The sequence below is a fragment of the Bradyrhizobium sp. Rc2d genome (genome assembly GCF_900099855.1).
Classification (GTDB): domain Bacteria; phylum Pseudomonadota; class Alphaproteobacteria; order Rhizobiales; family Xanthobacteraceae; genus Bradyrhizobium.
This window is the reverse complement of record NZ_FNCU01000001.1, coordinates 832,942-846,664: the sequence shown is the minus strand read 5'-3', so window position 1 is coordinate 846,664 and position 13,723 is coordinate 832,942. Positions and strand designations below refer to the sequence as shown.

General features: G+C 65.5%; 14 protein-coding genes. All 14 read left to right on the top strand.

Going from position 1 to position 13,723, the window contains the following annotated elements; genetic code table 11:
- Window positions 1-5 precede the first annotated feature (5 nt).
- The 14 genes from flgA (at window position 6) to BLV07_RS03880 (ending at window position 13,659) form a co-directional block, all read left to right on the top strand.
- A complete protein-coding gene (gene flgA / locus BLV07_RS03945; protein ID WP_176945326.1) occupies window positions 6-482 on the top strand; it encodes a flagellar basal body P-ring formation chaperone FlgA in 477 nt (158 codons plus the stop codon).
- Window positions 479-1,609, top strand: coding sequence for a flagellar basal body P-ring protein FlgI (gene flgI, locus BLV07_RS03940; RefSeq protein ID WP_091879897.1), 1,131 nt, complete (start codon window positions 479-481; stop codon window positions 1,607-1,609). Before flgA ends, flgI begins: the two co-directional genes overlap by 4 nt.
- Before the next feature lie 67 nt (window positions 1,610-1,676).
- On the top strand, window positions 1,677-2,432 hold the full coding sequence (locus BLV07_RS03935; protein ID WP_176945325.1) for a MotE family protein: 756 nt from the start codon (window positions 1,677-1,679) through the stop codon (window positions 2,430-2,432).
- Window positions 2,432-3,139, top strand: coding sequence for a flagellar basal body L-ring protein FlgH (flgH, locus tag BLV07_RS03930; RefSeq protein WP_091880379.1), 708 nt, complete (start codon window positions 2,432-2,434; stop codon window positions 3,137-3,139). Before BLV07_RS03935 ends, flgH begins: the two co-directional genes overlap by 1 nt.
- A gap of 42 nt (window positions 3,140-3,181) precedes the next feature.
- The gene (locus tag BLV07_RS03925; protein ID WP_176945324.1) at window positions 3,182-3,625 is read left to right on the top strand and encodes a flagellar basal body-associated FliL family protein; all 444 of its coding nucleotides are present in this window, start codon (window positions 3,182-3,184) and stop codon (window positions 3,623-3,625) included.
- A complete protein-coding gene (gene fliP / locus BLV07_RS03920) occupies window positions 3,622-4,362 on the top strand; it encodes a flagellar type III secretion system pore protein FliP (RefSeq protein WP_091879889.1) in 741 nt (246 codons plus the stop codon). The genes BLV07_RS03925 and fliP overlap by 4 nt, the downstream gene beginning before the upstream one ends.
- Window positions 4,363-4,602: 240 nt before the next feature.
- Entirely contained in the window at window positions 4,603-5,511 is a 909-nt protein-coding gene (locus BLV07_RS03915) for a flagellin N-terminal helical domain-containing protein (protein ID WP_091879886.1), read from the top strand.
- Window positions 5,512-5,776: 265 nt separating this feature from the next.
- Window positions 5,777-6,688 carry a flagellin N-terminal helical domain-containing protein gene (locus BLV07_RS03910; protein ID WP_091879883.1) on the top strand — a complete coding sequence of 304 codons (912 nt, stop codon included), beginning with the start codon at window positions 5,777-5,779 and terminating at the stop codon, window positions 6,686-6,688.
- Window positions 6,689-6,983: 295 nt separating this feature from the next.
- Complete coding sequence (gene fliF / locus BLV07_RS03905) at window positions 6,984-8,609, top strand: flagellar basal-body MS-ring/collar protein FliF (protein ID WP_176945323.1); 1,626 nt, start codon at window positions 6,984-6,986, stop codon at window positions 8,607-8,609.
- Window positions 8,606-9,304, top strand: coding sequence for a hypothetical protein (locus BLV07_RS03900; protein WP_091879877.1), 699 nt, complete (start codon window positions 8,606-8,608; stop codon window positions 9,302-9,304). Before fliF ends, BLV07_RS03900 begins: the two co-directional genes overlap by 4 nt.
- A gap of 6 nt (window positions 9,305-9,310) precedes the next feature.
- On the top strand, window positions 9,311-10,621 hold the full coding sequence (locus BLV07_RS03895) for a MotB family protein (RefSeq protein WP_091879874.1): 1,311 nt from the start codon (window positions 9,311-9,313) through the stop codon (window positions 10,619-10,621).
- A complete protein-coding gene (locus BLV07_RS03890; RefSeq protein WP_091879871.1) occupies window positions 10,618-11,808 on the top strand; it encodes a chemotaxis protein in 1,191 nt (396 codons plus the stop codon). Before BLV07_RS03895 ends, BLV07_RS03890 begins: the two co-directional genes overlap by 4 nt.
- Window positions 11,805-13,127 carry a flagellar hook-length control protein FliK gene (gene fliK, locus BLV07_RS03885; RefSeq protein ID WP_091879868.1) on the top strand — a complete coding sequence of 441 codons (1,323 nt, stop codon included), beginning with the start codon at window positions 11,805-11,807 and terminating at the stop codon, window positions 13,125-13,127. Before BLV07_RS03890 ends, fliK begins: the two co-directional genes overlap by 4 nt.
- Window positions 13,078-13,659 carry a transglycosylase SLT domain-containing protein gene (locus tag BLV07_RS03880; protein WP_091879865.1) on the top strand — a complete coding sequence of 194 codons (582 nt, stop codon included), beginning with the start codon at window positions 13,078-13,080 and terminating at the stop codon, window positions 13,657-13,659. Before fliK ends, BLV07_RS03880 begins: the two co-directional genes overlap by 50 nt.
- Window positions 13,660-13,723: the final 64 nt, after the last annotated feature.

Below are 13,723 nucleotides of genomic sequence, written 5' to 3'. Positions count from 1 at the left end.
GCTCGATGTTGAACAGGGTGGGCCTGATCATGCGCGGGTTGGCCGCCGTGCTGCTGGTTCTCGTCTCGGCGCGCCTCGCGGCGGCCGAAGAGAAGCGGCTTCCCGTGCCGGCCGTCTCGATCCGCGCGGGCGAGCTGATCCGGGACGACATGATCACCGAGCGCGCCTTCGCGCCGAGCCTGCTCGGCGTCGCCATGTTCATCGAAGGACGTCAGGTCCTGGTCGGTCGCATGGCGCGGCGCACGCTGCTGCCGGGCCAGCCGATCCCGACCAATTCGGTGGAAGATCCCTGGACGGTCGCCCGCGGCGCCATGGTCAAGGTCGTGGTGGAAGACAGCGGCCTGTCCATCGTCACCTACGGCTCGGCGATGCAATCGGGCGCGGCCGGCGCGCTCATCCCGGTGCGAAACACCGACACCGGCGTGATCATCAGGGGCATCGTCCAGCCGGACGGCACGGTCAAGGTCGTGGATGGGTCATGACCAGAGTCCTGCTTGCGCTCGTCCTCCTCCTCGCTACCGCCAGCGCTCAGGCCGCGGTCCGCATCAAGGACATCGCGGACATCAAGGGACTGCGCGAGAACCAGATCGTCGGCTATGGCCTCGTCATCGGCCTGAACGGCACCGGCGACACGCTCCGCAATGCGCCGTTCACGGAACAGTCCCTGCAATCGATGCTCGAGAACATGGGCATCAATGTCAGGAACGAGACCACGAGCACCAACAATCCCACGCGTCCGACGACGCTGCGCACGCGCAACGTCGCGGCCGTGATGGTGACCGCGGACCTGCCGCCCTCGATCGGAGCCGGCGAGCGGATGGACGTGACCGTGTCCTCGCTCGGCGATGCGACCTCGCTGCTCGGCGGCACGCTGGTGATGACGTCGCTGCGAGCGGCGGATGGTGCGGTCTATGCCGTTGCGCAGGGCGCGATCACGGTCGCCGGCTACAGCGTCGGCGGCCAGGCGCAGAACGTCAGCCAGGGCACGCCGACCGCGGGGCGCATTCCGAACGGCGCGCTGGTCGAGCGCGAAGTGCAGGGAAGCCTCCATGAAATGGAATTCCTGGTGCTGGAACTCAAGAATCCGGACTTCGTCACCGCAACGCGCATTCTCGATGCTATCAACCGCTACGCCGGCGGCCGCTATCGCGCGCAGATCGCCTTCGAGCGCGACTATCGCACGATCGTGCTGTCGAAGCCGCGCAACATCGGCCCGGTCCGATTCCTGGCCGAAATCGGCGAGCTGACGGTCGAGCCGGACACGCCCGCGCGGGTGGTGATCAACGAGCGCACGGGCACGGTGGTGATCGGGCGCGACGTGCGGATATCGACCGTTGCCGTGACGCACGGCAATCTGACGGTGCGCGTCACCGAGCTTCCCGTGGTGTCGCAGCCGGCGCCGTTCTCGCGAGGTCAGACGGTGGTCGTTCCGCAGACTGTGGTCGAGGCCAACGAGGCCGGCGCGCAGGTGGCGATCCTGAGCGGCGTCGATCTCCAGCGCCTGGTACGCGGGCTGAATCAGATCGGCCTGAAACCATCAGGCATCATCGCCATCCTCCAGGCGATCAAGACGGCCGGCGCGCTCCAGGCCGATGTCATCGTGCAATGATGCACAAGCGTCGTGCAAGCTTGGTCGCTCAATGCTCTGGTCTCGACTGAGAATCGCACGCGGCCCGATGCTGAAGCTGGATCACAAAGCCAAACTCCTCCTCGTCGCGGTGTGGACGCTTGCGGGCGCTTCGCCCGTGCTGGCGCTGGACGAGGCGAAACCGACGAAGCCGCTCAACCTGCTCTCCTTCGCGCGTGCCCGCGCGTCCGGACCGCAGAAGCCGGGCACGCCGGCCACCCCGATTCCGGGCGCAAGCGCCTCCGTCCGTGCCACGGCGTGGGCGGCGGAAGATTCAGGTCCGGCCATCACGGGCGCAGTGCCGGCTTCCGAGTCGCCGGCGCCGGCACCTGTACGTGCAGCCAAACCCGGCAGCGTCACGGCGCCGCCGAAGCCCACACCTCCACAGGCCGCCGTGTCCGCCGACAATGACGTCGCGTTGTTCTGCAGCAACGTGGCCGACCCCGCCGCCGATGCAAGGCTGGCCTGGCAGCTCAAGGAGCTGGAGAAGGCAGAGAACCTGCTCCGCGAACGGATCGCCGAGGTCGAGGCCAAGCGTGCCGAATACGAGAAGTGGATGGCGCTGCGCGACGACTTCCTGAAGAAGGCCGAAGCCAGCGTCGTCGAGATCTATTCGCGCATGAAGCCGGAGGCTGCGGCGACCCAGATTGCCGGCATGGCCGACGAGACCGCCGCCGCCGTGCTCGCCAAGCTCAGCCCGAGGAGTTCGAGCGCAATCTTCAACGAGATGGATACGGCCCGTGCGGCGCACCTCGCCGACCTGCTCGGCGGGATGCGCCGTGTGGATGACGGAAAGACCAAATGATGAAGAAGCCGATCCTCATCCTCCCGCTCGTACTGGCGTCCGTGTTCCTGGCCGGATGCTTCCATGATCCGGCCGAGGTTCTGACCGGCCCGCAAATGTCGCCGGTCGGCAGCGGCTTGAGGACCCAGGCCGATCCGATCCCGGTGACGCCGCGCATGCGTACGCCCGTCAGCTATCGATCGACCTGGGACGACGGCACCGATCTCTACCGCGATCCCCGCGCCCGGCGTACCGGCGACGTCGTGACGGTGATCATCTCGATGCAGGACAAGGCCAAGCTCGACAACAAGACCGGCCGCTCGCGCGATTCGCAGGTCAAGTTCGGACTCGACTGGCTGATGGACGTCGCAGGATGGAGCGACAAGGGCCAGGCCAACGCCAATCTCAGCACCAACACCCAGATCAAGGGCAATGGCCAGATCGACCGCACCGAGGATATCAAGCTCTCGATCGCCGCCATCGTCACCGACGTGTTGCCGAACGGCAATATGATGATCAGCGGCTCGCAGGAATTCCGCGTCAACACCGAGATGCGCGTGCTCAATGTCGGCGGCATCGTGCGTCCGCGCGACATCTCGCGGGCCAACACGATCTCCTACGACAAGATCGCCGAGGCGCGCGTGTCCTATGGTGGCCGTGGAAATCTGTCTGACGTGCAGCAGCCTGGATGGGGACACCGGATCTATGACGCCGTGGCACCATTCTGAGATTCGCACCGGCCGGGCCGCGTCGCGAGGGCAGGGGACGTGATGCGCCTGATTGCGGCCATTGTCGTGCTGACCCTTGTCGCGATCGGTGCGGGCGCGCTTGCCGGCCTGCATCTGTTTGCGGCCGCCGAGCGCGTGGCCGACGCGAAGAAGAGCGCCACGCCGCCGCCCCTTGCGTCGAGCTACGCCGGCAGCGCGCGGCTTCGAAAACTGTCCCCGATCGTGACCAATCTCGCCGCACCGGCCAACAACTGGGCCCGCGTCGAGGCCTCCATGGTGACGGAGAGCATGAGCGACGAGGATGCCGGCATCCTGGCCGCCCACATCAGCGAGGACATCATCACCTATCTGCGGTCGGCGTCGGTTGGCCAGTTCGAGGGATCGCGCGGGCTCCAGCACCTGCGCGACGACCTGACCGAGCGCGCCAATATCCGCTCGTCGGGCAAGGTCCGCGAATTGATCATTGAGACGTTGGTGATCCAGTGAGAGTGAAAGTCCTGCTGCTCGCGTTGATCCTGGTCGTGCTGCCCGAAGTGGCGCTGGCCCAGATTCCGGACCTCAACTCGCTGCTGCCACCCGGCAATGGCTCGACCAGCGGCCGCATCATCCAGCTGATGGCGCTGATCACGGTGCTGTCGGTGGCGCCAGGGTTGCTCATCATGGTGACGAGTTTCACGCGATTTGCGGTGGCGCTGTCGTTCCTGCGCGCCGGTCTCGGCCTCCAGACCACGCCGGCCAACCTGGTGCTGATCAGCCTCGCGCTGTTTATGACCTTCTACGTGATGGCACCGACATTCGACCGCGCCTGGGAGACCGGCGTCCAGCCGCTGATGAAGAACGAGATCTCGGAGGAAGAGGCCTATCTGAAGATCACCGATCCCTTCCGCGAGTTCATGCTGGCCCACGTTCGCGACAAGGATCTCCAGACCTTCGAGGCGCTCGCCGCGGAAAGCTTTCGCAAGAAGTTCGACGATAAGCGCATCGACATGCGCGTCATCATTCCGGCCTTCATGATCTCCGAACTCAGGCGTTCGTTCGAGATCGGATTCCTCATCATCCTGCCGTTCCTCGTCATCGACATGATCGTGGCGACGCTGACCATGTCGATGGGCATGATGATGATGCCGCCGACGATCCTCGCGCTGCCGTTCAAGATGTTGTTCTTCGTGCTGATCGACGGCTGGAACCTGCTCGCCTCCGGACTGGTGCGGTCGTTCTCCTGAAAGAGCGCGGCTCGGACCGCGTCATCATGGTTAGCGGATGGTAACCCTATACCGCCGCTACAGCGATGATATTCAAGGCGATTTTAATCCGGCGGCAAGATTCGGTGTGCTAGCAAGGCGTCACGGCGGGTTGGACCCCACCCACATCAGTCCAAAGGCATGATGCCGCCCCTCCGTACCGGTGAAAGCCCGGTATGTCCCAAAGTGAAAATGTAACGCGTACATAAAGGGACATTCGCAATGTCAAGCCTGCTCACGAACTCGTCCGCCATGACCGCGCTCCAGACCCTGCGGTCTGTCAGCTCGCAACTCTCCACCACGCAGACCCGGATCTCCACCGGCCAGCGCGTGGCAACCGCCTCCGACAACGCCGCCTACTGGTCGATCGCGACCTCGATGCGCGCCGACAACGCCGCGCTCTCCGCCGTCTCCGACTCGCTCGGTCTGTCGGCCGCGACCGTCGACACCGAATATACCGCTCTGAACAAGGTTCTCGGTGACAGCAACTCGGGCCTGACCAAACTCCAGTCGCTGCTGGTCGAAGCCAAGACCGCCGGTATCGATCGCAGCAAGATCCAGTCGGAAATCACCCAGATCCAGCAGGACATGAAGAACGTGGCCAGCGCGGCGACGTTCAACGGCGTCAACTGGCTGAGCACCACGGCCACCACGCCGGCGACCGTCAATCTCGTGTCGTCGTTCTCGCGCGTCGGCGCCACGCCGACCACCGGCTCGATCACCGTTACCGTCGCCAACTACTCGCTCTACACCTCGACCACGAGCGGCATCTTGGACACGGTGAGCGGCAGCGCATCGGTCGACACCATCAACATCGGTGCGCTGACCGACTCGGCGGCTGACCAGACCACGCTCGATGGCTACATCGCGCAGGTCACCGCGGCGATCGGCACGGTTTCCTCGGGTGCCGCCAACCTCGGCGCCATCAAGAACCGCATCTCGAACAACTCGGAGTTCGTGAAGTCGCTGATGGACTCGGTTGATCGCGGTATCGGCCAGCTCGTCGACGCCGACATGAACCAGGAGTCCACCCGCCTGGCGGCCCTCCAGGTCCAGCAGCAGCTCGGTGTTCAGGCGCTCTCGATCGCCAACAACAACAGCCAGAGCATCCTGTCGCTGTTCCGCGGCTAAGCCACAAAAGAGCTGGGAGGGCCGCGCTTCGCGAAGCGCGGCCCTTTCGTTTGGCGTGATGCCGCGCGCCATGATTCCGGCTACCCTGTTGCCGAGGGATCACAGAGCCGCAAGCCTCGCACAAGCTTCGCTGGCTAGTCTCGCCGCTACGACGGGTTGGGTCCACGTGCATTTCCGCACCCCAAAGGCATGATGCCGCCCTGTCGTACCGGTGCAAGCCCGGTATGTCCCCAAAATCCAATCTGCTTTCAAAGGGACATCAAAGATGGCTTCCAGCCTGCTTACCAACTCCGCTGCAATGACTGCGCTCCAGACCCTGCGGAATGTCAGCGCCAGCCTGCAGACGACCGAAAACCGGATCTCGACCGGCCAGCGCGTCGCGACCGCTTCGGACAACTCGGCCTATTGGTCGATCGCGACCTCGATGCGCGCCGACAACGCCGCGCTCTCCGCCGTCTCCGACTCGCTCGGTCTGTCGGCTGCGACCGTCGACACCGAATACACGGCTCTGAACAAGGTCATCGGCGACAGCAATTCCGGCCTCACCAAGCTCCAGGCGCTGCTGGTCGAAGCCAAGACCGCCGGCATCGACCGCACCAAGATCCAGGCCGAAATCACCCAGATCCAGCAGGACATGAAGAACGTAGCCAACGCGGCGACGTTCAACGGCGTGAACTGGCTGAGCACCAACGCCACCACCCCGGCGACGGTGAACCTGGTGTCGTCGTTCTCGCGCGTCGGCGGCACGCCCACGATCAACACCATCACGGTGACGGTTGCCAACTACTCGCTCTACACCTCGGCCACGGCCGGCATCCTGGACACGGTGAGCGGCACCGCATCGGTCGACACGATCAGCATCGCTGCGCTGACCGACTCGGCGACCGACCAGACCACGCTCGACGGCTACATCGCGCAGGTCACCGCCGCGATCAACACCGTCAGCCAGTCCGCCGCGAACCTCGGCGCCATCAAGAACCGCATCTCGAACAACACGGAGTTCGTGAAGTCGCTGATGGACTCGGTGGATCGCGGTATCGGCCAGCTCGTCGACGCCGACATGAACGCGGAATCGACCCGCCTTCAGGCGCTCCAGACCCAGCAGCAGCTCGGCGTTCAGGCGCTCTCGATCGCCAACCAGAACAGCCAGAGCATCCTGTCGCTGTTCCGCAGCTAAGCGGCGCTTTCGAAAACGACCGTGCTCCCCGCGGAGCACGGTCCCCGCCGAGATCGGCGGACGTGACGGCACAAGACGTGCCCGAAATCGACCTTCCGACGTCAGATTTCATGCGACATGTCGCGGCCGCTCGGGCGGCAATGCGTCCGGCCGTCCATGGCCGATGTCGATTGCGCTACCGCATTTGTAAAATTGCAACGTCTCGCCAGCGAACCGACACATTCGCGCCCGCGCGCAACCTTCAGACAAGGTTGGCGGCGGAGTGTCTCATACGTTCGCATTGGTACGAGGTCATATGCTGCTCAGTCGTGCGCAGGTACAGCAACTGCTCAACAATCTGCTGGAGCTTGGGCCACGACGGCTGATGGCCTTGGGACTGATCGGCTTTGCCGTTCTCGTGACCGTCGTCGGCGGTGCCTATTATCTGAGCCGGCCGGAGTTCGAGACGCTCTATACCGGCCTCACCCGCGAAGACGTGACGCGCATGGGCGCCGCGCTGCGCGAGCAGAACATCGCTTTCGATGTCAATACGGCCGGCGACGCCGTCTCGGTGCGCCCGAGCCAGACCATGCAGGCGCGGATGCTGCTTGCCGAGAAGGGCCTGCCGACCAGTGCCAATTCCGGCTACGAGCTGTTCGACAAGATCGGCTCGCTCGGCCTGACCTCATTCATGCAGGAGGTCACTAAGCTCCGGGCGCTGGAAGGCGAGATTGCGCGCACGGTGCAGCTGATGAAGGGCGTGAAGGCCGCGCGGGTGCATATCGTCATGCCCGTACGCGGCTCGTTCCGCGCGACGCAGCTGCCGCCCTCGGCATCGGTCGTGCTGCGCACCGACGGCGCGATCGAGGCGCGCACGGCGCAATCGATCCGTCATCTCGTTGCGGCCGCCATTCCGGGCATGAGCCGCGACAAGGTAACGGTGCTGGACGCCGACGGCTCCATGCTGCTCGCCGAAGAGGATGAGGCCAGCGCCGCGCCGACCAAGATGGCAAGCCTCCAGAAGACGGTCGGCGGCATGGTGCAGGAGAACATCCGCAAGGCGCTGACGCCTTATCTGGGTCTCGACAATTTCGAGGTGAGCGTCGCACCGCAGCTCTCCACCGACAAGCGGCAGATCAATGAAACCGTCTACGATCCCGAGAGCCGCGCCGAGCGTTCGGTGCGGAACGTGCGCGAGAAGGAGTCCTCGCAGAACGCGGACCGGTCGACGCCGACAACTGTGCAGCAGAACCTCCCCGACCAGCAGGTGAACGCGGGCGGCAGCAAGAACTCCAGCGAGGACAAGACCCGCCGCGAGGACGTCACCAATTTCGAGGTGTCGTCCAAGACCACGACGACGGTGAGCGACGGCTACTCGGTCAAGAAGCTCTTCATCGCGGTCCTGGTCAACCGCGCGCGCCTCGTCGCCGATCTCGGCGACAAGAACAACCAGGCCATCATCGACAGCAAGCTCGCCGAGATCAGCCAGCTCGCGGCCACCGCAGGCGGACTGGACAAGCAGCGTGGCGACCAGATCCAGGTGACGGCCGTCGACTTCATTGAGGGCTCGCGCGAGCTGGCGCCGGTGCCGCCGATCAGTTTCGTCGAGATGATCAACAAGCAGCTCGGCAGCGTCATCAACGCGGTGACCATCCTCGCCGTTGCCTCGATGCTGGTCTGGTTCGGGCTTCGGCCGGCGGTCAACGGTATTCTCACCCATCGCGCCGAACAGGAGCAGACCGAGGCAGCGGAGGCTGCCGCCCTCGAGGCCGCGACCCTTGCGTTGCCTGACAGCGAGGAGGCCGAGCTCAACCTCGTCGAAGATCTCGAAGGCAAGATGCAGCGAACGCCGCAAAAGCGGCTGGAGCAGATCGTCCGGCTCGATCAGATGCAGGCGGCCGCGATCCTTAAAGACTGGATGCGACGCGAGGAGGCGGCATGAACGCAGCAATCGGAAAGCTCCTGACGCAGTTCGACGCGAACGGCCGGGCCAAGTCGCCGCCGCCTCCGTCGTCCAAGATCCAGGACGTGCTGACAAGGCCGAGGGAGGTTCGGCGCGAGCCGCAACCTCAGCCTCAGCCGCAGCCACAGACCCATTCGCAGCAGCAGCTTCAGCCGCCGTCTCCGGCAGCGGAAGCCCCGCCGGTCAACCTTCTCGACGATGCCTATCGTCGCGGTCATGCGGCCGGCGTCGCGGAAGGCGAGGCCAGGCTTGCGGAGGAACGCGTCCGCAGCGCGATCCGGCTCGGCGAGGAGCGGGCCAAATGGTCCGACCAGCAGGCGGCCACCATCGTCAACGGCTTCGAGACGGCTTGCCGCGAGATTGAGACCAATATCGCGAGCTCGGTTGCGCGGATATTGCTACCGTTCCTCACGGAGGCGGTCCGCGACAAAGCGATCGAGTCGCTGGTGGAGCAGATCGCGGCGTTGACCGGCAATTCGCCGGTGCCGGTGTTCAAGGTCACCGGCCCGAGCGAGTTGCTGGACCTGGTGAAGGCGCAGCTCGAGAAGGCCCGGCGGACGGGCATCGCTTATGAGGCCGCCGACACCTTCGAGGTCCGCGTCGTGGCCGACCAGACCGTGATCGAGACCCAGATCTCGGCCTGGAGCCAACGCCTCAAGGAGGCGCGCCGGTAGTCCGCCATGAATGAGGTCAAGCCAGAGCTCGTGATCATCCGCCGGCGCAGCGCCTTCGACGACGAGAAGCCGCACGGCGGCGTCTGGAAGATCGCCTATGCGGATTTCATGACCGCGATGATGGCGTTCTTCCTCGTCATGTGGCTGCTCAACGCGCTCAATCAGGACCAGAAGCAGGTGGTCGCGAGCTATTTCAATCCGATCAAGCTCGCGGAGAATGCACCTGCTCCGAAGGGTCTGAAGGACCTCTCCAGGAAGGAGCCGTCGTCATTCGAAGGCCAGGACGGCAGGCGTAAGCCGGCGGGGCCGAACGAAGAACGTCGCGGCGACTCGCCGACGGCGGAGAAGCCGCCCTTCTACGAAGAGAAGGTCCTGTTCCGCGATCCCTATGCGACGCTTGCCGAGATCGCCAACAGTGCGAACCAGGCTTCGGGCCAGCGGCGCGCCGGCGCCCTGACATCGGCCGAAGAGGACGGCCTCAAGGGCGGCGACGCTTACCGCGATCCCTTCGATCCCGGCTATTGGAAGCTGGCGCCGCAGGTGTCGAAGGACGCGGATCGCATCATCGAGAGCGAGCCGAAGCCGAATGCCTCCGCGCGCGATGCGTCCGGCACGGGTCAGGGCGAACCGCAGGCGCGCCGCGCCAACGTGGATGATGCCGGCGGAAGCGTGGCGCCAAACGCGGATAGCCCGTCCGCAAGCCTGTCGCTCCTGTTGCCGCCCGGGCCTGCGCCGTCGCAATCCTCGCGCGAGGGCAGCGCCCAAGCGACCGCTCAGGCCAATGCTGCCGCGCAGGCGCGGCCCAATGATACGACGAAGGACAACGAGCCGCGCGATGCGGCGCAAACGCAGCAGCCGACCGTCAAGCAGCTTCAGTCTGCGATCGCGGACGCGCTGTCGGACGTCAAGGCCGGCGCCGGACCGGCGGCCGAGGTTCGTCAGGTCGAGGAAGGCCTTCTGATCAGCCTGACCGACGATGCGAGCTTCGGCATGTTCGCGGTCGGCTCGGCGGAGCCGCGGCCCGAGCTCGTTCGCGTGATCGACAAGATCGGACCGCTGTTGACGAAGCGGCCCGGCATGATCATCGTCCGCGGTCACACCGACAATCGGCCGTATAAGTCGGAGACCTACGACAATTGGCGGCTGTCGACCGCCCGTGCGCAGATGGCCTATTACATGCTGGTCCGCTCCGGCGTCGATGCGCAGCGGATCGAGCATGTGGAAGGTTACGCCGACCGGCGGCCGAAACTGCCGAACGATCCGGCGGCCGCGCAGAATCGCCGGATCGAGATCCTGATCCGGGAGAAGCGCCCTTGATCCGGCCGCTCCTCCGCACCGTCTTGCTGCTGCTGCCGTTCACGATGGCAGGCGCATTGGCCGAGCCTGCGCCAGCCCCGGTATCGACAGCGGGGGAGCCGTATGAACTCGTGCGCGCATTGCAGGCTGTGCAGGATGGCATCGCCAATGGTGACACTGCGGCGCATGGCAGCCACATCGCGTTGATCCGGCAGGTCGGCGAGAAATTTCTCGCCGCCGACGCGGGCGTGTGGAGCAATGCGCGGAACGGCCAGGCCGTCGTCATCTATCTGCTCAGCGGCGGCGCGCCGCAGGTGGTCCGCAAGCTGCCGCGCGACAAGCTGAACGTCGACGAGCGACTGTTCGATGGTGCGCTGGCCTATGTCGAGGGCCGCCAGGACGAAGCGCGCGAGCTGCTCAAGGACGTCAAGCCGCGCACGCTTCCGTCGGGTCTGGGCGGGCAGGTCGCGCTGGTTCAGGGCGCGCTCTTCGCACGTGCCGAGGCCTCGCTCGCGATCGAGCGCCTCGACGACGCGCGCTTGCTCCTGCCCGGTACGCTCGTAGAGGAGGCGGCGCTGCGGCGCGAGATCTTGCTGGTTGGGCAGGCCGAGGAATTCGACAAGTTCGAGTTCCTGACGCTGGCCTATATCCGCCATTACCGCAACTCGATCTATGCCGGCGATTTCTGGCAGCGCTTCTCCACGGGCCTTACGCAATCGAGCCTCGCGCTCGACGAGCGCCGCTTTGCACGGATCACAACCCTGCTGGAGCAGATCGATCGCGCAAGCCGCCTCAAGCTCTATCTCGTGATCGCGCGCGCGGCGATGGTGCGCGGACAGCTGGCCGTGACCCGGCTCGCCGGCGAGCGTGCGCTGACGCTCAGCGCCGATGCGTCAGCGGATCGCGAGCGTGCGCATTTCTTCCGTGGCGCCTCGCGGACGCTCACCGACGAGTATGATGGCGGTCTCGCCGAGCTGAAGGCACTCGACCGCTCGAAGCTGCCCGAGCGCGACGTTCCCCTTCTGAATGCGACGCTGCAGCTCGCGCTCGACGTCCGCAAGCCGTTCGCCGGCGGATCCGCGGCCGCAGCCGACAAGCCTCCGGCAACGCCGGCGCGCCTCGACCTCGCGTCATCGACCGCGACCATCGCGCGTGCGCGGAAGCAGCTCGGCGAACTTGAACTCCTCACCCGGGATCGCCGTCCATGACCAAGCTCAGCGGAACCTCCGGACAGCCATTCTCGGGCCTCGCGGAAAGCCTCAACATGCGCAGCACGTCGCGCTCCGGCAAGAGCGCAGGGGCGAAATCGTCGGCAGACTCGTCGTTCAACGATCTGCTCCACACCGTCTCCAATCTCGCCAAGCGCGCGCTCGACGATCAGGGCAGCGACACGAGCGCGAAAGCCGGAGCACTGCGCTCGCGTCTGACGCACCCGATGGGGAAAGACACGGCGAAGGACGAGGCGACGCCCGACCGCATCTCAGCGGCTGACGAGCCCAAGTCCAGTCACAAGACCGGCGACCGGAAGACGGGCGAATCATCGGAGACGGAAGATCTGGTCGACCCGACCGCAAAGCCGGACGTTTCGAATGGGCCGGGCATCCCCGCGATCGTCGGACACGAGCTCGCCGCCGTGCCGGCCGCGAAGCCGCAGCCGGCGACGGTTGACAAGCAAGACGCGTCTGCACGCGACGAGCGCATGTCCACGAAGCGTGAGGTTCAGGCCGCCGGCTCGGCGAAGATCGCTACAACCGAGTCCGCGCCGTCCGCTCTCGCTTCGGCTGGCACGCGTTCTCAGGATGCGGCGCCCCCGGCCGCACAGCAATTCAGCGAGACATCGCCAAAGGCAATGCCGGCGGCACCCGGCTTCGAGGCCGTCACGGCCAATGTGGAACGCGCCGTCAAAGCCTCGGCGCGGGATGCATTGCCCGAGACGACCAAGGTCACCGTGGTGCAGCAGGAGACCCATCTGCCACCGGCGCAGTTCAACGCGCCGCAACAGGTCGCCAACGCTGTCGTCGCCGAGCTGAAGGAATCCGCGACGACCTCTGCGACCGCCGATCCCGCAGCGTCCCAGACCAACGCGCCGGATCAGCCGCTCAAGATCCTGACCATCAATCTGGAGCCGCCGGCGCTCGGCAACGTCACCGTGCGCCTGCGTCTCGTCGGCACCGAAGTGTCGGTCCACCTCGCGGCCGAACGCAAGGACACCAGCCAGATGCTGGACCAGCAGCGCGACTCGATCCGCGATCTCATGCAGTCGGCCGGTTATGTCGCGGACGTCGCGCCGGTCCAGCACGGCTCGCTGGATGGATTCCAGAGCGGCTCCGGCCAGTCGCAGTCGCAGCTTTCGAGCCAGCAGCAGCCGCCATCGCAGTCGCAAGGCTCGTTCGGTGGTGCCAGCACGTCGTCGGGGCAGTCCGACGGCGACGCGAGGCAGGCCCGGCAGGAGCGCCAGCCCAACCAGGAGACGCGTCATGACCAGGACGTGGCGCCGCAGATTCGTCGCGGCCCTGTTTATCTGTAACGCCGGCGCTGCGGAGGCGGCTGCCGACAGCGTGCGCCCCTGCGAGCGCGAGATGGCGCGTGCGGCCAGGCAGCACGGGATTCCGCTCGGCATCCTCTATGCGGTCGGCCTCACCGAGACCGGGCGGCGCGGCGCGCTCCATCCCTACGCGCTCGGCGCCGACGGCCAGACCGTGTTCGCCAAGGACATGAACGATGCGATCGCGAATTTCGAAACCATGCGAAGCAAGGGCATCAAGCTGATCGACCTCGGCTGCATGCAGATCAATCACTATTATCACGGCGACAAGTTCGCCTCGGTGCGTGCGATGTTCGATCCGGCCAAGAACGTCGAATATGCCGCGCTCTTCCTGAAAGAGTTGAAGCAGCGCGAGGGCAGTTGGACCATGGCGGTCGCCCGCTACAATGCAGGGCCCAACAATCAGCCGGCGCAGAAGCGCTACGTCTGTCACATCGTCGCCCATCTCGTCTCCAGCGGCTTCGGCGCGTGGACCGACAAGGCGCGATCGTTCTGTCAGCCGAAGACGACCTGACGACATCAAGTTGTGCACGGTTCCTCATCATCAGCCCCGCGCAAGCAAGAACCCTCATTGTAAC